This window comes from Streptomyces sp. NPDC050546, from assembly GCF_044457425.1.
Classification (GTDB): domain Bacteria; phylum Actinomycetota; class Actinomycetes; order Streptomycetales; family Streptomycetaceae; genus Streptomyces.
This window is the reverse complement of sequence record NZ_JBITGX010000006.1, coordinates 1-19,809: the sequence shown is the minus strand read 5'-3', so window position 1 is coordinate 19,809 and position 19,809 is coordinate 1. Positions and strand designations below refer to the sequence as shown.

General features: G+C 70.6%; 20 protein-coding genes. 11 read left to right on the top strand and 9 right to left on the bottom strand.

From position 1 onward, the window contains the following. Positions 1-60: 60 nt before the first annotated feature. The 3 genes from ACIBK5_RS16125 (at position 61) to ACIBK5_RS16115 (ending at position 1,141) form a co-directional block, all read left to right on the top strand. A complete protein-coding gene (locus ACIBK5_RS16125) occupies positions 61-177 on the top strand; it encodes an SGM_5486 family transporter-associated protein (RefSeq protein ID WP_097215821.1) in 117 nt (38 codons plus the stop codon). A 173-nt stretch (positions 178-350) separates the two neighbouring features. Then, positions 351-557 (top strand): hypothetical protein, encoded by a 207-nt coding sequence (locus tag ACIBK5_RS16120; RefSeq protein ID WP_399020066.1) that lies wholly within the window; start codon positions 351-353, stop codon positions 555-557. Between the two features lie 65 nt (positions 558-622). Then, on the top strand, positions 623-1,141 hold the full coding sequence (locus ACIBK5_RS16115) for a SixA phosphatase family protein (RefSeq protein WP_399020064.1): 519 nt from the start codon (positions 623-625) through the stop codon (positions 1,139-1,141). Positions 1,142-1,214: 73 nt separating this feature from the next. Here the strand turns inward: ACIBK5_RS16115 and serB are convergent, their stop codons facing one another. Together serB and ACIBK5_RS16105 are read right to left on the bottom strand one after the other, a co-directional pair. Then, on the bottom strand, positions 1,215-2,429 hold the full coding sequence (serB, locus tag ACIBK5_RS16110) for a phosphoserine phosphatase SerB (RefSeq protein ID WP_399020061.1): 1,215 nt from the start codon (positions 2,427-2,429) through the stop codon (positions 1,215-1,217). A gap of 129 nt (positions 2,430-2,558) precedes the next feature. Beyond that, complete coding sequence (locus ACIBK5_RS16105; RefSeq protein WP_399020059.1) at positions 2,559-4,685, bottom strand: streptophobe family protein; 2,127 nt, start codon at positions 4,683-4,685, stop codon at positions 2,559-2,561. 241 nt (positions 4,686-4,926) lie between these two features. Between ACIBK5_RS16105 and ACIBK5_RS16100 the strand changes: the two genes are divergently transcribed. Further along, positions 4,927-7,455, top strand: a complete 2,529-nt coding sequence (locus tag ACIBK5_RS16100; protein WP_399020057.1) for an FHA domain-containing protein — start codon at positions 4,927-4,929, stop codon at positions 7,453-7,455. 92 nt (positions 7,456-7,547) lie between these two features. Here ACIBK5_RS16100 and ACIBK5_RS16095 read toward each other — a convergent pair whose 3' ends face one another. The 3 genes from ACIBK5_RS16095 to ACIBK5_RS16085 all read right to left on the bottom strand — a co-directional run bounded on the left by ACIBK5_RS16095 (position 7,548) and on the right by ACIBK5_RS16085 (position 10,408). Next, positions 7,548-8,276, bottom strand: coding sequence for a transglycosylase SLT domain-containing protein (locus ACIBK5_RS16095; RefSeq protein ID WP_399020054.1), 729 nt, complete (start codon positions 8,274-8,276; stop codon positions 7,548-7,550). 342 nt (positions 8,277-8,618) lie between these two features. Then, on the bottom strand, positions 8,619-9,713 hold the full coding sequence (locus tag ACIBK5_RS16090) for an S-adenosylmethionine:tRNA ribosyltransferase-isomerase (protein WP_399020053.1): 1,095 nt from the start codon (positions 9,711-9,713) through the stop codon (positions 8,619-8,621). Then, a complete protein-coding gene (locus tag ACIBK5_RS16085) occupies positions 9,710-10,408 on the bottom strand; it encodes an SDR family NAD(P)-dependent oxidoreductase (protein ID WP_399020051.1) in 699 nt (232 codons plus the stop codon). Before ACIBK5_RS16085 ends, ACIBK5_RS16090 begins: the two co-directional genes overlap by 4 nt. A gap of 236 nt (positions 10,409-10,644) precedes the next feature. Between ACIBK5_RS16085 and ACIBK5_RS16080 the strand changes: the two genes are divergently transcribed. The 3 genes from ACIBK5_RS16080 to ACIBK5_RS16070 all read left to right on the top strand — a co-directional run bounded on the left by ACIBK5_RS16080 (position 10,645) and on the right by ACIBK5_RS16070 (position 12,873). Further along, positions 10,645-11,823, top strand: coding sequence for a GAF domain-containing sensor histidine kinase (locus ACIBK5_RS16080; protein ID WP_399020048.1), 1,179 nt, complete (start codon positions 10,645-10,647; stop codon positions 11,821-11,823). After that, positions 11,816-12,457 carry a response regulator transcription factor gene (locus ACIBK5_RS16075; RefSeq protein WP_328337677.1) on the top strand — a complete coding sequence of 214 codons (642 nt, stop codon included), beginning with the start codon at positions 11,816-11,818 and terminating at the stop codon, positions 12,455-12,457. Before ACIBK5_RS16080 ends, ACIBK5_RS16075 begins: the two co-directional genes overlap by 8 nt. 170 nt (positions 12,458-12,627) lie before the next feature. Next, positions 12,628-12,873 carry a chaplin family protein gene (locus tag ACIBK5_RS16070; RefSeq protein ID WP_391108342.1) on the top strand — a complete coding sequence of 82 codons (246 nt, stop codon included), beginning with the start codon at positions 12,628-12,630 and terminating at the stop codon, positions 12,871-12,873. 228 nt (positions 12,874-13,101) lie between these two features. Here the strand turns inward: ACIBK5_RS16070 and ACIBK5_RS16065 are convergent, their stop codons facing one another. Next, on the bottom strand, positions 13,102-13,890 hold the full coding sequence (locus tag ACIBK5_RS16065; protein ID WP_399020044.1) for a hypothetical protein: 789 nt from the start codon (positions 13,888-13,890) through the stop codon (positions 13,102-13,104). 161 nt (positions 13,891-14,051) lie between these two features. Here ACIBK5_RS16065 and ACIBK5_RS16060 point away from each other — a divergent pair, with 161 nt between their 5' ends. The 3 genes from ACIBK5_RS16060 to ACIBK5_RS16050 all read left to right on the top strand — a co-directional run bounded on the left by ACIBK5_RS16060 (position 14,052) and on the right by ACIBK5_RS16050 (position 16,467). After that, a complete protein-coding gene (locus ACIBK5_RS16060) occupies positions 14,052-14,849 on the top strand; it encodes an ABC transporter ATP-binding protein (RefSeq protein WP_189730195.1) in 798 nt (265 codons plus the stop codon). Positions 14,850-14,944: 95 nt separating this feature from the next. Further along, positions 14,945-15,376, top strand: coding sequence for an NfeD family protein (locus ACIBK5_RS16055; RefSeq protein ID WP_399020040.1), 432 nt, complete (start codon positions 14,945-14,947; stop codon positions 15,374-15,376). A 131-nt stretch (positions 15,377-15,507) separates the two neighbouring features. Continuing rightward, positions 15,508-16,467 (top strand): SPFH domain-containing protein, encoded by a 960-nt coding sequence (locus tag ACIBK5_RS16050; RefSeq protein WP_193480843.1) that lies wholly within the window; start codon positions 15,508-15,510, stop codon positions 16,465-16,467. Between the two features lie 116 nt (positions 16,468-16,583). Here ACIBK5_RS16050 and ACIBK5_RS16045 read toward each other — a convergent pair whose 3' ends face one another. The 3 genes from ACIBK5_RS16045 to ACIBK5_RS16035 all read right to left on the bottom strand — a co-directional run bounded on the left by ACIBK5_RS16045 (position 16,584) and on the right by ACIBK5_RS16035 (position 18,662). Continuing rightward, entirely contained in the window at positions 16,584-17,090 is a 507-nt protein-coding gene (locus ACIBK5_RS16045) for an HNH endonuclease (protein WP_399020038.1), read from the bottom strand. Positions 17,091-17,298: 208 nt separating this feature from the next. Continuing rightward, entirely contained in the window at positions 17,299-17,838 is a 540-nt protein-coding gene (locus tag ACIBK5_RS16040) for a YbhB/YbcL family Raf kinase inhibitor-like protein (protein WP_399020036.1), read from the bottom strand. 41 nt (positions 17,839-17,879) lie between these two features. Further along, positions 17,880-18,662, bottom strand: a complete 783-nt coding sequence (locus tag ACIBK5_RS16035; RefSeq protein ID WP_399020033.1) for a sporulation protein — start codon at positions 18,660-18,662, stop codon at positions 17,880-17,882. Between the two features lie 145 nt (positions 18,663-18,807). On the opposite strand from ACIBK5_RS16035, the gene ACIBK5_RS16030 reads away from it, so the two are divergent. After that, the gene (locus ACIBK5_RS16030) at positions 18,808-19,449 is read left to right on the top strand and encodes a DNA-3-methyladenine glycosylase (RefSeq protein WP_399020030.1); all 642 of its coding nucleotides are present in this window, start codon (positions 18,808-18,810) and stop codon (positions 19,447-19,449) included. The last annotated feature ends 360 nt before the right edge of the window (positions 19,450-19,809 follow it).

Here is a 19,809-nt window from a genome sequence, read left to right as displayed (position 1 = left end):
TCGTCGCGACGGCCTCACCCCGGGGCGTACCGCACTCGGGCCGGGTGCGACACTTGCCCCATGCCAGTGCTCGATCCGAATCCCCAGCATGGTCAGAAGAAGATGCTGCTCGTGTTCGGCGCCTTCTTCGCGATCTTCATCGTCATCGCCGTCATCGCGACGATCGCCTCGCCGTGACCGGCCCTGGCCCTGGCCCTGGCGATGGTGGGGCTAGCCCCCCTGTCCCCTAGGGGGTGAGGGTCAGGGTCAAGTGGGTGGGTCACCGGATGGGTTGGCCGGCGCGGATTCCGTAACTTCGAGGTGTGGCCGTGAGACGGGGGCCACCGGCCACTCGAAGAGCGGAGGCACCCATGTCGGCCCCTACGCAGACCCCGCCCCACCCGGCGACCCGGTCCGGCGCCGACAGCCGGCTTCCCTGGTGGGCCCTGGCCCTGCCGGCGCTCCTCTTCACCGCGCTGCTCGTCCTGATCCTGAACCCGTCCGGCGCACACGCGGCCACCGGTGACCCCGTGGTCACCCACCTCTTCGAGCGACTGCAGCAGCTGACAGCCCGCTGAGCACCGCCGAAGCCGGTGGTCAACTCCCTGCGCCCCATGGCGTGTTTCATGCGAAGCTGGATCTCATGAGCGTCGCAGAACCCCGCACGATTGTCCTCTTCCGCCATGCGAAAGCCGACTGGCCACAGGTGACCGATCACGAGCGTCCGCTCGCTGACCGGGGCCGAAAAGACGCGGCGGAGGCCGGGCGCAGGCTGGCCGACACCGGCATCCCCTTCGACCTGGCCCTGTGCTCCACCGCGGTCCGGACCCGGGAGACCTGGAAGCTCGCCGTCCATGAGTTCCCGCATCGGCCGAAAACCGTCTACGAAGAGCGGATCTACGAGGCCTCGCCGGGCGAACTGATCGCCCTGCTCAACGAGACCCCCGACGATGTGCGGAACGTCCTCATGATCGGCCACAACCCGGGCACCCAGGGCCTCGCCGACATCCTGGCGGGCTCGGCCGAGGACGACGCCCGCGAGCGGATGGACCGCCGCGGGTTCCCGGCCGCCGCCTTCGCCGTCCTGTCGTTCACCGGCTCGTGGAAGAGCGTGGAGCCGGGCGTGGCCGCGCTGCGGGACTACTGGGCGCCGACCGAGTGACCGTCTCCGCGTGACAGGGGGGCCGTGACAGGGGGCCCGGCACCGGTGCGGTGCCGGGCCCCTCCTGTCTGCCTCAGACCGCGTCGAGGGTGTCCGCCGCCTCGACCTCTTCGCGCGTGACGCCCAGCAGGTACAGGACGGTGTCCAGGAACGGGAAGTTCACCGCGGTGTGGGCGGCCTCGCGCACCACCGGCTTGGCATTGAAGGCCACGCCCAGACCGGCCGCGTTCAGCATGTCCAGGTCGTTCGCACCGTCACCGATCGCCACCGTCTGCGACAGCGGCACGCCGGCCTCCGCCGCGAACCGGCGCAGCAGCCGGGCCTTGCCCGCGCGGTCGACGATCTCGCCGGTGACCTTGCCCGTCAGTCTGCCGTCGACGATCTCCAGCGTGTTGGCGTGGGCGAAGTCCAGCCCCAGCCGCTCCTTCAGATCGTCGGTGACCTGGGTGAACCCGCCCGAGACGACACCGACTTGGTAGCCGAGCCGCTTCAGCGTACGGATCAGGGTGCGGGCGCCCGGCGTCAGCCGCACCTCGCTGCGCACCTTGTCCACCACCGAGGCGTCCAGCCCCTCCAGCAGCGCCACGCGCGCGTGCAGGGACTGCTCGAAGTCCAGCTCTCCGCGCATCGCGGCCGCCGTCACCTCGGCGACCTTGTCCTCGCAGCCGGCGTGCGCGGCGAACAGTTCGATGACCTCGTCCTGGATGAGCGTCGAGTCGACGTCCATGACGACCAGGCGCTGCGCACGCCGGTACAGACCGGCGGCGACGACCGCCACGTCGATGCCGAGCTTCGCCGCGTCCGGCGCCAGGGCGGTGCGCAGCGGCTCGGTCTCCACGCCGGACACGGCGAACTCGACGGCGGTCACGGGGTACTTGGCGAGCCGGAAGATTCGGTCGATGTTGCCGCCGGTCCTGGTGATCCGCGCGGTGACCGCGGCGGTCGCCTCCGAGGTGAGCGGATGCCCGAGCACGGTGACCAGGGAGCGCCCCAGACCGCGCGGCCGGTTGTCGCCGAGGCCGGAGATGATCTCCGCCTGCATCTTCATCGACTCGGCCCAGCTGTGGACGGTCGCCCGCAGATCTCCCTCGAGACCGGGGGGCGGCTCGGTCACGAGCGCGCACAGCACCATCCGGCCACGGGTGACGACCTGCTCGATGTCGACGACGTCGACGGAGTAGGCGGCGAGGGTGTCGAAGAGGCCGGCCGTGATGCCCGGCCTGTCCTTGCCGAAGATCTTGACAAGGAGGGTGGGGACGTCAGAGGACGAGGTCTGCGATGCGCTCATGGTGGTTCCACCGTATCCGGCGGGCAGGTCACACCGCCCGTGAGGTCCGGCTGGCGGACAGCGAACACTGGGTGTCGTGTCGATGGCGTGAATCTTGCGTGCCGGTACGGCGTCCCTCCGGCCTCGGGATCACCTCCCGCCCCGCGGCTTCCGCGGCGGCGGGGGAGGAGGCGGGGGCGGCGGTCCGTCGTCCGGGCGGGCCGGCGGCCCGTTCCCGCCGCGCGGCCCCGGCGGTTTGCGGGGGCCGCGCGGAGGCGGTCCGACCGGCCGCGCAACGGTGGGCGCGCCGTAGACGTCGCCGCTCCCGGGCTCGGTGGCCCCCGCCTCCGACCGCTCTTCATCAGGCCGGCCCCGACGCTCGTCGCCGGGCCGCCCCCAGGCCTCGTCGGGCCGCTCCCAGGCTTCTCCGGGCCGCTCCCACGCCTCTCCGGGCCGCCTTTCCTCATCGGCAGGCCGCGCGTCCTCCGGCTCCCGCAGCTCGTCCGGAACCCGCAGGTACGGATTGGTGGCCCGGTTCGGCGGCCGGTACGGCGTCCCCGGCGTGTAGGGCCCGGCTTCCCTCCCGTACGACGCCTGCTCGCCTCGCGGAACGCCCCGGTCCCAGGACCGCCCGGCCCCCTCGCCCTGCCGGCTGGTGTCGCCGTCGTGCAGGCCCATGCCGTCGTGCTGACTCATGCCCCCGGGCCGGCCCGTGCCCTCGTGCCGGCCGCCGCCCTCGGCGTAGCCGCTCACCCCCGAGCCACCCCCAACCCCGGCCGACCCGTCCCCGGGGGCCAACGCCCCGGCCGACCCGTCCCCGCGGGCCAACGCCCCCGACGACCCGTCCCCCCGGGCCAACGCCGCCGCCGACCGCCCCGCCGCCCCGCTCGCCCACGCCAGCAACGCCCCCACGGCCCCGGCCCCCGCACCCCACACCGCGCCCAGCAGCAGGGCCATGCCGAGATGCCCGTGCAGTTCGATGCCCGCGCCGAACGCGTCGAAGCCGAGCACGGACAGGGAGGCGGTCACGGACACGTCCGTCAGCCAGGCCAGCAACGGCAGTGCCAGTGCGGTCACGACCCCCAGCCGCAGCGCGCACCGGCCGGTGAAGCCGAGGGCACCGGAACCCCGTACCGCCGCCCCCGCCCGCGCCTTCGCGACGCTCCCCACCGGCGACCGCACCGCCGTCAACACGCCCGCCAGCAGCATCATGAGGGCCGCCGCGACCCCGAGCAGCCACACCCGCCCGTCCAGCTCGGCCAGCCTCGCCAGCGTCACCTGCTGGTCGGGGCGGCCCACGAGCAGATCGTCCAGCGGGTCCGGTAGGAAACGGGTCAGTTCACCCGTTGCCCGGCCGTCCCACGGCACGAACAGGCCGATCGGCACGCCCAGCCACACCCCGTTCGGCGCCCCGAGCAGTGCCGCGCCGGCGATGCGCCCGGGATGGTCGTCGCCGCTCGCCGCGTACGCCGCCGCGGCGAACCCCGCCGCCACGGCCACCAGCAGTACGGTCACCACCGCGGAAACGGCCGGCCGCACGACCCGGTGCACGGCCTCCCACCCCCGGGGCAGCGGGGTGCGGCGCGAGGCCAGCAGGGCGACGAGGAGGATCCCGGCCGACCATCCGAGCCCGCCGAACAGCGTCGGCACGGTGTCGACCGTGAAACCCACCGCCGCCCGCGCGTCGACCAGGTCCCCGATCCGGTCCGGCAGCAGCCCGCCGATGTCCCCGACGTCCCCGAGCCCGGGGATGTCCAGGCCGCCGCTTCCGCCCCCGCCGCCGGTCAGGTCGTCCAGCCCCAGCGAGCCGCCGTCGATCGTGATGACGTCGTGCCCCGCCCAGGCCAGCCCGCCCAGCATCGCCACGAACAACGCGACCACCGCACCGGCACGCGCCAGGAGTTCGGCCGGTGGTATCACAACTCCCGCCGCCCGCAGGGACCGAAGGAAGAAGTACGACAGCAGCAGCGCCCCGACCAGGCTCACCCCCAGTGGCGTGATCTCGATGGCCGTGTCCGCCTCCGCGCCCGTGAGACCGAACACCGACACATCGCCGGACGGCGTGACCGAACCACCCGCCCCAAGGGCCACCACCGCCGCGGTCATCGGCCCCAACGAGCCCGCCGTGTCCGCCTCCAGCAGACGCAGCCCCAGCGCCGCCGTGCCCGCCATCCCGATCAACGCCCAGCTCACGGCGGCTACGGCGGACATCAGCACATCCCCCCACGGCACGCGCGTGCCGTCACTCGCCTTCTCGACACCTGCACCGGCACCCATGGCAGACCCCCCGATCCGCTACGCGGCGGGAACACCGCGCATGTCCCCCTCGCGACGAAATACCACTCTCCGGCCCGGTTTCAACCCCGTCAACGGAATCGGCCGAAGCGTCCGTACGCGGTTTTCACAAGGCCCGACTTTCGGTCAGGGGGCCGCTCCTGAAATAGTTCCCCCCGATGTTCGACATCCCTAGACTCCCCATGTCGGGGGTAACTCGGGGGACAACTCAGTGGGGCATGGAGTGCCGGAACTCGTACTGGAATCAAACGGACGTACCTGGACGCTCGATCCGTCCAGGGCATACACCCTCGGACGTGATCCGCAGGGGGACGTCGTCTTCGACGACGCCAGGGTCTCCTGGCGTCACGCCACGGTCAGTTTCAACGGCCGCAGTTGGGTCATCGAGGACCATGGCAGCACCAACGGCACGTTCGTGCAGGGGCAGCGGATCCACCACCTGGAGCTCGGCCCGGGCTCGGCGGTGAATCTGGGCAACGCCACCGACGGACCGCGTCTGAACCTCTCCGACGCCGCCTCCTCCGTCGCCACGCCGCAGGCCCAGCCTCAGCAGCAGCCTTACGCGGCGCAGGGCGCGAACCCCGGCTGGGCCCAGTCGGCGCCCTCCCAGCAGCAGGCTCCGCAGGCCGGCTGGCAGCAGCCGCAGCAGCCGCAGTCGCAACAGCCCGGCGGGCACATCCCGCAGCAGCAGGCCCCCGGCGGCGCCGCGGGGGCGCCGCCGGCCCACGGCGACCGCAGCCCCACCACCTTCCACCAGTTCTCCCTCGGCCGCGTGATGCGCATCGGCCGTGCCCTGGAGAACGAGCTGGTCGTCTCCGACCTGCAGGTCTCCCGGAACCACGCCGAGTTCCACGCGACGCCCGACGGCCGTATGGAGATCCGCGACCTCGGCTCGCACAACGGCACGTACGTCAACGGCCTGCCGATCCCCAAGGGCGGCGGGCAGTTGCTCGGCCCGGCCGATGTCGTCGGCGTCGGCCACTCGACGTTCCGCATCGTCGGCGACCGGCTCGAGGAGTTCGTCGACACCGGTGAGGTGTCCTTCTCCGCCCGTCATCTGACCGTCACGGTCGACGGCGGCAAGCAGATCCTCAAGGACGTCTCCTTCGGCGTCCCCGAGAAGTCGCTCATCGCGGTCATCGGCCCGTCCGGCTCCGGCAAGTCGACCCTGCTCAAGGCGCTCACCGGTTACCGCCCGGCCGACCAGGGCGAGGTCCTCTACGACAACCGGAACCTCTACAAGCAGTTCGCCGAGCTGCGTCAGCGCATCGGTCTGGTCCCGCAGGACGACATCCTGCACAAGGAGCTGACCGTCAAGAAGGCCCTGAAGTACGCGGCCAAGCTCCGCTTCCCGGCCGACACCACGGCCCGCGAGCGCGAGGCCCGTATCGACGAGGTGCTGCGCGAGCTGAAGCTCGACATCCACAAGGAGAAGAAGGTCACCTCCCTCTCCGGTGGCCAGCGCAAGCGCGTCTCCGTGGCCCTGGAACTGCTCACCAAGCCCTCGCTGATCTTCCTGGACGAGCCCACCTCCGGCCTCGACCCGGGCATGGACCGCGACGTCATGCAGCTGCTGCGCGGCCTCGCCGACGACGGCCGAACGGTCCTCGTCGTCACCCACTCCGTGGCCGAGCTGGCGATCTGCGACAAGCTCCTGGTGATGGCCCCGGGCGGTTCCGTCGCCTACTTCGGTCCGCCCGAGGAGGCGCTGAACTTCTTCGGCTACGACACCTGGGCCGATGTCTTCTCCGCCTTCGAGAACTACCGCGACTACGACTGGGCGGGCCGCTGGAAGGGCTCGCAGCACTACCAGATGTACGCCGCGGACATCGACGCCGTGGCGCCGCAGTCCGTACAGGTTCCGCCCATGCAGGCGATGAAGCCGCCGAAGCCACAGGGCTGGATGTCGCAGTTCGTCACGCTGGTGCGGCGCTACGTCTCGGTGATCGTGTCCGACAAAGGCTTCCTCGCCCTGATGGTGATCCTGCCGGCCGTGCTCGGCGCGGTCAGCCTCCTCATCGACGCGGACAAGGGCCTGCTGCCGAACCCGGCCAACCCGCAGACCGGCCGGATCATCCCGAACGGCACCGCCACGACGGTCCTGCTGATCCTCGCGGTCGGCGCCTGCTTCGCGGGCGCGGCGAACTCCGTCCGTGAGCTGATCAAGGAACGGGTCATCTACGAGCGGGAGCGCGCGACCGGCCTGTCGCGCTCGGCGTATCTGATGTCCAAGGTGTTCGTGCTCGGCATGATCACCGTGCTGCAGGGCCTGCTGGTCGGCGTCATCGGCTTCTCCAGCCGGGAGATCCCCGAGGAGGGCCTGGTCCTCGGCAGCGCGACCCTCGTCGAGCTCTCCATCCCGATCATGGCCCTGGGCTTCACCTCGATGATGTTCGGCCTGATCATCTCGTCGCTGGTGAAGACCGCCGAGAAGACCATGCCGCTGCTGGTGATGTTCGCCATCATCCAGGTCGTCTTCACGGGCTGCCTCTTCACGCTGCACGGCTCGATCGGCGTCAACCAGTTCTCGTTCCTGATGCCGTCGCGCTGGGCGGTCGCCGCGTCCGGCGCCACGCTGGACTTCAACAAGATCGCCCCGCCGGAGACCGCCGGCGACAACGACCCGCTGTGGGAGCACACGGTCGGGGCCTGGGCCATGGACATGGGCGCGCTGCTCGCGCTGGGCGTGCTCTGCGGCTTCTTCGTGGCCCGCTTCCTGCGCCGCCACGAGCCCGAGGTCATGCGCAAGTAGTCTCCGTCGCACGACGCCCCGAAGGGCGGCACCCCGTCAGGAGGGTGCCGCCCTTCGGCGTTCTCGTTCAGCGAGCAGAGGTCCGCGCTACCTCAGTACGCGCTGTCGACGTTGTCCATCGAGCCGTACTTGTCGGCCGCGTAGTTACAGGCGGCGGTGATGTTCGCTACCGGGTCGTAGATGTCCCAGGAGGTGCCGGGGACGTGCCAGGTCTTGAAGGTCGGCGGGATGACCTGCAGCAGACCCTTCGACGGGATGCCGTTGATGGCGTTGATGTCCCAGTTGTTGATGGCCTTCGGGTCACCGGACGACTCGCGGATGATGTTGCGGTGGATGCCGTCGTAGGACGCCGGGATGTCGTGCTTCTTCAGGATGGCGAGCGACTCGCGGATCCAGCCGTCGAGGTTGTTCGGGTAGGTCTTCTTGGCGGCCTTCTTGGCCTCGGCGCGCTTTGCGTCGCGGCTCGCGGCCTCCTTGGCCTCGCGCGCGGCCTCGGCCTTCTTCTTCGCGGCCTCGGCGGCGGCCTTCTTCTTGGCGGCAGCCGCGGCGTCGGCCTTCTTCTTCGCCTCGATCTGCTCGGCCTTCAGGCTGGCACCGGCCATCTGGTCGGTGACGCTCGCCTTCACGTCCTTGATCTGCTGGTTGCTGAACGCCACCGGAGCCGACTGAGCGGCTTCCGTCGTGGTCTTCGTCGAAGCGCCGCTCGGCACCGCGGAGAACCCGATGGCGGCGGCGCCGAGGGTGGCGACACCCGCCATGGCGATCTTGTGGTGACGGGTCAGGTTACGACTGGGGCCACGGCTGAAGATGTTCTTGGGCATGGTGGTTGGACCTCTTCGAATAGCGCGGGAGTCGCTCGGCGTCCGGCGTTGGACTCGGTGTGTTTCCGACACAAACGCCGCGGAGGTGAACCCACGGCGCTGAGCGACGGCAGCCATTCTTAGCGGCCGCAAAATGGCGTGGCAAAGGTGTGACGTACGAAGGGAGATAGTGGATCAGGGATGGGTAAATCGGGACAGATTGGACCGTACGGCCCGCTCAATAGGGGCGCCTTTGTCTCCTACGTCCCTTCGTACGTGACGTGGGTCCTATGCGAGGGCTCACATGGCCCCTAGATCAGTCTCACGTCCAGTTGCACAAGCGATGCTCTGTGTGAGGGCCTGTCAGGGAAGTACGAGGTGCACGTCCCCGAACTCGTGCCACAGGTAGCGGCCTTGCAGCGCGGCCTCGTATCCCCGCTCGATCGCCGCCCGCCCCGCGATCGCCTCCAGCATCAGCAGATGCGAGGCCTCCGGCTCGTGCAGCCCGGTCAGCAGCCCGTCCACCACCCGCACCCCGCGCTCCGGGGTCACCACGAGAGAGGTCCACCCCGCCCGCGCCCGTACGACCCCGTCGGCACCCGCCGCCGACTCCACGGCCCGCACCGCCGTCGTCCCGACCGCGAGAACCCGGCCGCCGTCGGCCCTGGCCGCGTTGATCAGCCGCGCCGACGCCGCGGGCACCACGAAGCGCTCCGGATACGGCGGCTCGTGCGCCTCCGCCGAGGCCACCCCCGTGTGCAGCGTGACCGGTGCGAACCGCACCCCCCGGCTCACCAGCTCCGCCACCAGCCGCGCCGTGAAGGGCCGCGCCGCACTCGGCATCTCCGCGCTGCCCGCCCCGTCCGCCGCCGGCAGCGCGAACACCGTCTGGTAGACGGACAGCGGCTGGTCCCGCTCCGTGTAGGAGTAGCGAATGGGCCGCCCGTGCTCCCGCAGCAGCCCCGGAATCCCGGGCCCGGACACCCGCGCCCACCACAGCCGCCCGCTCCGCCCGCTCAGCGGCTCCTCCAGCACCAGCCGGACCCCACCCGGCAGGCACACCTCCGAACCCGCGGGCCCTCCCGCCCGTCTCCCGCCGCCACCCCTCCAAGGAGCGCTTCGCGCACTGTCTGCATCCCGCGCGCGCGTAGTGCCCAGCCCGTCGGGCTCCCGCAGCTCCACCGCCCAGCGACCGTCGTCCCCGGCGGTGGAGAAGTGCACCACCACGCGTGCGTGCCCGATCCACCCGTCCACGGCCGCCGCCAGCGTGGCCGAGGTGTTGACCACCAGCAGATCCCCCGCCCGCAACAGCCGCGGCAGCTCCGAGAACGTGTGATGCGCCACCCCGGCACCCCGCGACACCAGCATCCGTACGGCGTCCCGGTCCAGCCCCGGCCTCCGCTGCTCGACCGGCACCCGGGCCGACAGCTCCTCCGGCACGCGCACGGCCGGTGTCATCGGGCCCCGTCCAGCAGAGCCGGAGCCCCGTACCGTCCGCTCGCCGGACGCTCGTCCAGCAGCCGCAGGAACCCCGGCACCACAGCCGCCGGCTCCGGCCGCGGACCGTGATCGTCCGGAACGGCCGCCGCATACAGGTCCGTGGCCATGTCCCCGGGATCCACCGCCCAGACCCGCAGCCCCGGCTCCTCCACGGCGAGCACCGCCACCAGCTGGTCCAGAGCCGCCTTGGACGCCCCGTAGCCGCCCCAGGTCTCGTAGGCCTCGGCCGCCGCGTCCGAGCTGACGGCGACGACCGTGCCCGCCCCCGAAGCCCGCAGCAGCGGCAGCGCCTCCTGGACCAGGCCGAGACCCGCCACAAGGTTCACCTCCAGCGCCCTGCGCAGCCCCTTCAGGGACAGCTCCTCGAGCCGCACCAGCGGCTCGGCACCGAGCGCGCTCGCGTTGTGCACCAGCAGGTCGACGCCGCCCAGCCGGCCCGCCGCCGACACCAGCTCCGCCCGGTGTCCGGCGTCGGTGACGTCCCCGGGCAGGGCGGTCACGCGCGTGCCGTGCGCGGAGACGGCCTCGGCCGCCTCCGTCAGCGCCTCGGCACCCCTGGCGTCGAGCACCAGGTCCCAGCCACGGCCTGCCAGGGCCTCGGCGAGCGCACGGCCCAGGCCCTTCGAGGCCCCGGTGATGATCGCAACAGGCATGATCGGCTCCCTCGTCGTGATCGCGTGCCCTCAACGTAGGAACGGAGCCGCCCCGGCCACCTCGGACGCGGGCCGCAATCCACCGGGTCCCTTCGCCCTACGCCACAGGCCCGGCGCCCCAGGCCCTACGCCGCGCCGCCCCGCCGACTCGGCCTCGCGACCTAGGCCCACCGGACCGGGCACCCGCCGCCACCGGTCCGATCCGCGCTGTCACAGCCCGCCGGTACCGTGATGACATGAGTCACGGTCCCCGGTCCGGCCTCGCAGCGGTGAGCTCCGCGTTGCTGGCCATGAGCAGGCATCTCGAGGTGCGCGACGTCCTCAAGACGATCACCGCCTCGGCCCGCGAGCTGCTCGACGCGCAGTACGCCGCGCTCGGCGTGCCGGACGATCACGGCGGCTTCGCCCAGTTCGTGGTCGACGGTGTCAGCGAGGAACAGTGGAAGGCCATCGGCCCCCTCCCGCGCCAGCACGGCATCCTCGCCGCGATGCTGCACGAGGCCAGGTCCGAGCGCCTCGCCGACGTCCGCAAGGACCCCCGATTCGAGGGCTGGCCGAAGGCCCACCCCGACCTGGTCGACTTCCTGGGCCTGCCGATCCGTGACGGCGACGAGGTCATCGGCGCACTGTTCCTCGCCAACAAGCTGCGCCCTGTGGGGGGCCACCCCCCACACCCCCCGTGCGAGAAGCCCGAAGGCGGCTGCGGTTTCACGGCGGACGACGAGGAACTCCTCGGCATCCTTGCCCAGCACGCCGCGATCGCCCTCACCAACGCCCGCCTCTACGAACGCAGCCGCGAACTGACCATCGCCGAGGAGCGCTCCCGCCTCGCGCACGAGCTGCACGACGCGGTCAGCCAGAAGCTCTTCTCCCTCCGCCTGACGGCCCAGGCCGCGGCCCGCCTGGTGGACCGGGACCCCTCCCGTGCCAAGGGCGAACTCCATCAGGTGGCGGTGCTGGCCGCCGAGGCCGCCGACGAACTGCGCGCCGCGGTCGTCGAGTTGCGCCCCGCAGCCCTCGACGAGGACGGCCTCGTGGCCACCCTGCGCACGCAGGTCCAGGTCCTCGACCGCGCCCACACCGCCCGTGTGACCTTCGCCTGCCATGGCGTGAAGGCCCTGCCCGCTTCCCAGGAGGAGGCCGTCCTGCGCGTCGCCCAGGAGGCCCTGCACAACGCCCTGCGCCACTCCCGTGCCGACCACGTCGACGTGACCCTGGACCGCCGCGACGGCGGAGCCGTCCTGCGGGTCACGGATGACGGCTGCGGCTTCGACCCGCAGGCGGTGCGGCGCGCGGGGCGCCATCTGGGCCTGGTCTCCATGCGGGACCGGGCGAGCGGAGCCGGCGGCACGCTGAACGTGGAATCGGTGCCCGGCAAGGGCACCACGATCGAGATGGAGGTCCCCGGTGGCTGACGCGATCAAGGTACTGCTCGTCGACGACCACCAGGTCGTCCGCCGGGGCCTGCGCACCTTCCTCGAGGTGCAGGACGACATCGAGGTCGTCGGCGAGGCCGCGGACGGCGCCGAAGGAGTCGACCGCGCCGAGGAGTTGAAACCCGACGTCATCCTCATGGACGTCAAGATGCCGGGCATGGACGGCGTCGACGCCCTGCGCAGACTCCGCGAACTCGGCAACCCCGCGCGCGTGCTGGTCGTCACCAGCTTCACCGAGCAGCGCACGGTGGTCCCGGCCCTGCGCGCGGGCGCCGCCGGCTACGTCTACAAGGACGTCGACCCCGACGCCCTCGCCGGAGCCATCCGCTCCGTCCACGCCGGGCACATCCTCCTCCAACCGGAGGTCGCCGGCGCACTGCTGTCCCAGGAGGAGGCCAACTCGGGGCCGGGAAGGGCCGGCTCGCTCACCGACCGGGAGCGCGAGGTGCTCGGCCTGATAGCGGACGGCCGCTCCAACCGGGAGATCGCCCGCGCGCTCGTCCTCTCCGAGAAGACCGTCAAGACGCACGTCTCGAACATCCTGATGAAGCTCGACCTGTCCGACCGAACCCAGGCCGCCCTGTGGGCCGTTCGCCATGGCGTGACCGGCTGAACGTTTCATGGGCCCACGCGCACCCCACGGCAACGCGGAAGGTTCCACTCCGGACCGAGATTCATACTGTCGTGGGAATGTCCCTCGCATGGCGCATCCTCGGTGGATCTCCGCCGTTCTCCAGTGCGTGCCGCGGCGCCTGCCGCGGCGATCGCAAGGAGGGCTCAGAAGTGAAGAACCTGAAGAAGGCCGCTGCCGTGACGATGGTGACCGGTGGACTGCTCGCCGCCGGTGCGGGCATGGCCTCCGCCACGAACGGCGCGCACGCCGACGGCAGCGCCATCGGCTCGCCGGGCGTCGCCTCGGGCAACGTGGTCCAGGCCCCGGTGCACGTCCCGGTCAACGTCTCCGGCAACAGCGTGAACGTCATCGGCGTCCTGAACCCGGCGTTCGGCAACCTCGCCGTCAACCACTGACTTCACCTCCGCCTCCGAGCCGAAGGTGACCCCGGCCTCCCGGCCCCACCCGGGAGGCCGTCGGCATAGCCGGGGGCATGCGTGCCGCCAGGGGCAACCCGGGTGAGCCCTAGCTGCGGGCATGCGTGCCGCTAGGGGCGGCACGGGTGGGCGCAGCGGCACCTCGCCACGCCGGGCTGCGAAACCCCCCGCCCCCAGCCCCAACGCCGAGCACCCGCCCGCCAACCGTCACCGCACCCCCCGCTCCCGCTCCTCCACAACGGAGTTGTACGCCGCGACCTGCGCCCGCCGAGCCGTCCGCTCCACCGGCCGCAACGCCTCCCGCCGCGCCCCCATCTCGGACGCACTCACCGCGCCTCCGTGCCCACTCTCCGTGGCCACCCCGATCAACGTCCCCACCCGCTGCGCCAGCTCCAGCACCCGCACCGCCCGCGGCGGATACCCCGGCGCCAGCACCTCCCGCCCCCGCTCGGCCCGCGCCCGATAGGCATCGATCGCCGCCTCCGCCACCGGCCCCGACCCGGCCACATCCAGCCGCGTCAGCACCTCCGTCGCCTCCCGAAGGGCCTCCGCCAGCTCCCGCTCGGCCTCACCCAGCGACGGCACATCCGCGGGCGGCGCCTCCCGCACGGGCAGCACATGCCATACGACCTCGACATGCACATCACCCTCGGGCCCGGCCTCGTACACCTCCGGCACGAGCCCGAACGCGGCGCCGTAACAGACCACCGCCTGCTCGGCGTCCAGCGCCCGCGCGTTGAACTCCGGCGGCCCGCTCAGCCCCAGCGGATGCCCGGGCGCCGGCAGCGCGAGCCGCAGCCCGGTCACCCCGAGCGTCCGCAGCCGCCCCAGCGCGAGCGTGAGCCCGACGGGCGCCGACTCCCCGGGCAGCCCCTCCACCCGGTGCACCGCGTCCTCCCCGACGATGGCGAGCACGGCGTCATCAGGTGAGACAAGTCCGGCCAAAAGGGCATTTCCCCAAGCCGCAAGACGTCCAGCGCGTGGTTCCGAGAGCATGCCTCCACCCTAAGAGAGCCCAAGACCCGGACCGAGGGAATGCCCGGACCGACCGGTGGCGTAGATTTCATGGAGGGCTGCGCCCACCGGCGCGGCGGACCGAGCCACAGGCTTACGCGACAGCCGAGACCGGCCACACTGCAAGGGGAGACAACGCGCTCATGAGCGATGTTCTGGAGCTTCAGGACGTATCCGTGGTCCGCGAGGGCCGGGCTCTGGTGGACCAGGTCTCCTGGTCGGTCAAGGAGGGCGAGCGCTGGGTCATCCTGGGCCCGAACGGCGCCGGCAAGACCACCCTCCTCAACCTCGCTTCCACCTACCTCTTCCCCAGCTCGGGCACCGCCGCCATCCTCGGCGAGACCCTCGGCAGGCCCGGCACCGACGTCTTCGAGCTGCGCCCCCGTATCGGCATGGCCGGCATCGCCATGACCGAGAAGCTGCCCAAGCGCCAGACGGTCCTGGAGACCGTGCTGACCGCCGCGTACGGCATGACCGCCACCTGGCACGAGGACTACGAGGAGATCGACGAGCGGCGCGCCCGCGCCTTCCTCGACCGCCTCGGCATGAGCGACTACCTGGAGCGCAGGTTCGGCTCGCTCTCCGAGGGCGAGCGCAAGCGCACCCTCATCGCCCGCGCCCTGATGACCGACCCCGAGCTGCTCCTCCTCGACGAGCCCGCCGCCGGACTCGACCTCGGCGGCCGCGAGGACCTGGTCCGCCGCCTCGGCCGGCTCGCCCGCGACCCCATCGCCCCCTCGATGCTCATGGTCACCCACCACGTCGAGGAGATCCCCCCGGGCTTCACCCACGTCCTCATGATCCGCCAGGGCAAGGTCCTCGCCGCCGGCCCGCTGGAGCTCGAGCTCACCTCCCGCAACCTCTCCCTCTGCTTCGGCCTCCCGCTCGTCGTCGAACAGGCGGGCGAGCGCTGGACCGCACAGGGCCTCCCGCTGTCCTGACCCGGCCCCACGCCGCACAAGTGCCAGAGTAAGAACGGCATTTCACACGCTGGGCGCCCTGTCGGCGACAGGGGCGTCGGACCTACCATGACCATGTGGAAATCGACGCATGGCTGTGGTGGCTGATCGGCGCGACAGCGCTCGGCATCGCGCTCGTGGTCACCGCGATGCCCGAACTCGGCATGCTCGCGGTGGGTGCGGTCGCCGCGGCGGCGGTCGCCGGCGTCTTCGGTGGCGGAGCCGTCGCCCAGGTCGTGGTCTTCGCCGTCATCTCGACGGCCGGCATCGCCGTCGTACGGCCCATCGCGAACCGGCATCGCGCCCAGCGACCCCAACTCGCCACAGGCGTGGACGCGTTGAAGGGCAGACAAGCCGTCGTCCTGGAACGCGTCGACGCCTCCGGTGGCCGGATCAAGCTGGCCGGGGAAGTCTGGTCGGCCCGCGCCCTCGATACCGACCGTGCCTACGAAGTAGGCCAGGAAGTGGACGTCGTGGACATCGAAGGAGCCACCGCGATCGTCATGTGACCTCGTAGGACGTAACTGGAGGAACAGCTCGCCAGGTACGCGACGGTCTGTCAGACTCGACCAGCAAGATCTTCAACAACCATAAGATCTGCCGAAGGCGCCGCAGCGGAGAAGGGACACGGGGAACGACGATGGAACCGGTCATCATCGTCCTGATCATTCTGGTGGTGTTGGTCTTCATCGCCCTGATCAAGACGATCCAAGTCATCCCACAGGCCAGCGCGGCCATCGTCGAGCGCTTCGGCCGCTACACGCGGACGCTGAACGCGGGCCTGAACATCGTCGTCCCGTTCATCGACACCATCCGCAACCGCATCGACCTGCGTGAACAGGTCGTCCCCTTCCCACCGCAGCCGGTGATCACCCAGGACAACCTGGTGGTCAACATCGACACCGTCATCTACTACCAGGTGACCGACGCGCGGGCCGCCACCTACGAAGTCGCCAGCTACATCCAGGCGATCGAGCAGCTCACCGTCACCACGCTGCGCAACATCATCGGCGGCATGGACCTGGAGCGGACCCTGACCTCCCGCGAGGAGATCAACGCGGCCCTGCGCGGCGTCCTCGACGAGGCCACCGGCAAGTGGGGCATCCGTGTCAACCGCGTCGAGCTCAAGGCGATCGAACCGCCCACCTCCATCCAGGACTCGATGGAGAAGCAGATGCGCGCCGACCGGGACAAGCGCGCCGCGATCCTTCAGGCCGAAGGTGTCCGGCAGTCCGAGATCCTGCGCGCCGAGGGTGAGAAGCAGTCCCAGATCCTGCGCGCCGAAGGTGAGGCCAAGGCGGCCGCCCTGCGCGCCGAGGGCGAGGCCCAGGCCGTCCGTACGGTCTTCGAGGCCATCCACGCCGGAGACCCGGACCAGAAGCTCCTCTCCTACCAGTACCTCCAGATGCTCCCGAAGATCGCCGAGGGCGACGCCAACAAGCTCTGGATCGTCCCCAGCGAGATCGGCGATGCCCTCAAGGGCCTGTCCGGCGCCATGGGCAACTTCGGCGGCCTCGGCGGCGGTTCCGGCGGCAACGGAGGCGCGTCCGGAGCCGGCGTCCCCGCCCAGGAACGCCGCGAGAAGCCGTCCATCGACTGACGGCACCCACCACGCACCGTTCCCCGCACCCCCTTCCTTTCAGGGGCGCGGGGAACTGCGCGAACAACCAGACTCATGCCGCAGCCGAGAGACAGCCGTCGGCTCACGGCGCGTAGTCACGCCGCATCCAGCGCCAGCCACTCCGGCAGCGCCGCAAAGTCATCCTGCCCAAGCGCCAGCAGCATCGCATCCGCCGGCGTCGGCTCGAACGGCTCCCGAAGCAACGGCATACCCGCCTCCACCGGAGTCCGATTCGCCTTGCGGTGATTGTCCTCCGCACACGAGGCCACCGTGTTCAGCCATGTGTCCTGCCCGCCCCGCGACCGCGGCACCACGTGGTCGACAGTCGTCGCCCGCCTCCCGCAGTACGCGCACCGGTTCCGGTCCCGGACCAGCACGCCCCGCCTCGACCACGGTGCTCGTCTTCGGAAGGGCACCCGTACGTACTGGCAGAGCCTGATCACACGGGGCGCCGGTATGTCGACCGCGGCTCCCCGCATCCGCAGCTCGGGGTGGGACTGCTCGACGACGGCCTTGTCCTGAAGCACCAGAACGACGGCTCGGTTCAGCGTTACCGTCGACAGCGGCTCGAAGCTCGCGTTGAGTACCAGCGTGTCCCGCATACCAGCCCACCTCCCGTGTGCACCGGCCCACCCCCTGGCGGGCTGGGATCAACTCTGGCCGGGCACGCCGAGATGGACAACGCAATATCTGCTGCTCTCACGGGGGGTGACCCCCGTGCCCCCGGCAACAAAAATGCCCGCTCCTGATCAATTCCAAGACCAGGAGCGGGCAAACGTTCTGTGAACGCTGGGATCGCCGGACGACGGCTCAGCCTTCGGCGGGCACCTCGTACTCACCGATCAGCTGGGCACGCCCGATGGTGTGAAACCGCAGGTTGAAGCCCACGACGGCAGGCGAAGCCGCCGCATCCGGACCGAGCTTCTCCGAATCCACGGCGTACACCGTGAACACGTAACGGTGCGGACCGTCCCCGGGCGGCGGCGCGGCACCACCGAACTCCTTGCTTCCGTAGTCGTTACGCGCCTGGATCGCGCCCTCGGGCAGACCCTCGAACGCGCCACTGCCCGCACCCACCGGCAGCTCGGTCACCGAGCCCGGAATGTCGAACAGCACCCAGTGCCAGAACCCGCTGCCCGTCGGGGCATCGGGGTCGTAGCAGGTCACGGCGAAGCTCTTGGTCTCGGGCGGGAAGCCCTCCCACCGCAACTGCGGCGAGGTGTTGCCGGCCGCGTAGACCTGAGCGTCCTGGAGCGTCGCACCCTCCTCGACATCCTTGCTCGTGACCGTGAACGACGGTACGGGCGGATGGAAGTCATGGGGGAGCGGCCGCCGCTTGAGCTCGGTCACCTCGGTACCTCCTGATCGATTCGTTCAGTCAGTCCCCGAGCCTAGAACCAGTTGCGCTTGCTGCCGACCTCGGACAGCCACTGGTTGAGGTACGCGGTCCAGTCGGTGCCCTGGTAGTCCTGGAGCCCCACCTTGAACGAGCGGAAGGTGTCGCTGCCCTCGCTGAACAGCCCCGGCTTCTTGTCCATCTCGAGCACCACGTCCATGGCCTGCTCGTCGGCAACGAAGCTCAGCTCGACCTGGTTCAGCCCCCGGTACTGCTGCGGCGGGTAGAACTCGATCTCCTGGTAGAACGGCAGCTTCTGCCGCGTACCCCGGATCACACCGCGCTCCATGTCCGCGTTCTTGAACCGGAAGCCCAGCTGGATGAACGCGTCCAGGATCGCCTTCTGCGCCGGCAGCGGGTGCACGTTGATCGGGTCCAGGTCACCCGAGTCCACGGCCCGCGCGATCTCCAGCTCCGTGGAGACACCGATGTGCATCGAGCGCAGCGCCTGCCCCTCGATCATCGTGATCGGGGTCTCCCACGGGATCTCCAGCCCGAACGGCACCGCGTGCACCGCGTTCGCCTGGAGCTCGAACGCCCCGCCCAGCCTCGACTTGGTGAACTCGATGTCCTGCTTGTACTCCTGGTCGCCGCTCTCCACCTCGACCTTGGCCTGCAGCCCGACCGAGAGCCCTTCGATCTGCTGGTTCACGGACCCGCCCTGGATCCGCACCTCACCCTGGACGACACCGCCCGGGACGACGTTGACCTCGTGCAGCACCGTCTCGACCGAAGCCCCGCCGGCCCCCAGGCTCGCGAGCAGCTTCTTGAACGCCATGTCTCTCCCTCTCGCCCACTACGGGTGGATCCTTGATCCATACAAACGCGATCCGGCCGTGGCCGGTTCCATGCCCTCACCCTGGCAAGGCCGGTGCCCGCTGGCCACCCCGCCGCGCCACCCGTCTTTAGTACCCTCGGACGGCATGATCGCGACCCCCGACCGTACGCCCCTGTCCAGGGAGTTCTTCGACCGGCCCGTCCTCGATGTGGCCCCTGATCTCCTCGGCCGCATCCTGGTACGCACCACCTCGGACGGTCCGATCGCCCTCCGCCTCACAGAGGTCGAGGCCTACGACGGCTCCGACGATCCCGGCTCCCACGCCTATCGCGGTCGCACGGCCCGCAACGACGTGATGTTCGGTCCGCCCGGACACGTCTACGTCTACTTCACCTATGGCATGTGGTTCTGCATGAACCTGGTGTGCGGCCCCAAGGACAAGGCGAGCGCGGTCCTGCTCCGCGCCGGCGAGATCATCGAGGGCGCCGAACTCGCCCGCACCCGTCGACTCTCGGCCCGCAACGACAAGGAACTGGCCAAAGGCCCCGCCCGACTGGCCACGGCCCTGGGCGTGGACCGCTCCCTGGACGGCACGGACGCGTGCACCCCCGAGGACACTCCCCTCCGCATGCTGACCGGCACTCCCGTGCCCTCCGACCAGGTGCTCAACGGCCCCCGCACCGGGGTGTCCGGCGACGGGGCTGTCCACCCCTGGCGCTTCTGGGTCGCCGACGACCCGACGGTCAGCCCCTATCGCGCGCATGTCCCGAGGCGCCGCCGAAGTTGACGCGTCCCCGCAAGGTGCGTAATGTGGCCCGAGCCGCTGAAACGGGTACGGCAATCGCCAACACCCGGGAGCGGCCAAACCACTACCTAGTCACTCCCCCTCAGCAGGGGCGAATTCGGCGTGCCCGCATGCCTGAATTCGATGCCGACAGACTCGATTATGAGTTGCACGGCGAATCGGCTAACGTAGTGAATGTCGAAAGGCCGACAGGCGAAAGCCAAGGCCCCACGGCAAATCCCGCCGACAGGGAATCGGATCGAAAAAGGATCTGATAGAGTCGGAAACGCAAGACCGAAGGGAAGCGCCCGGAGGAAAGCCCGAGAGGGTGAGTACAAAGGAAGCGACCGTTCCTTGAGAACT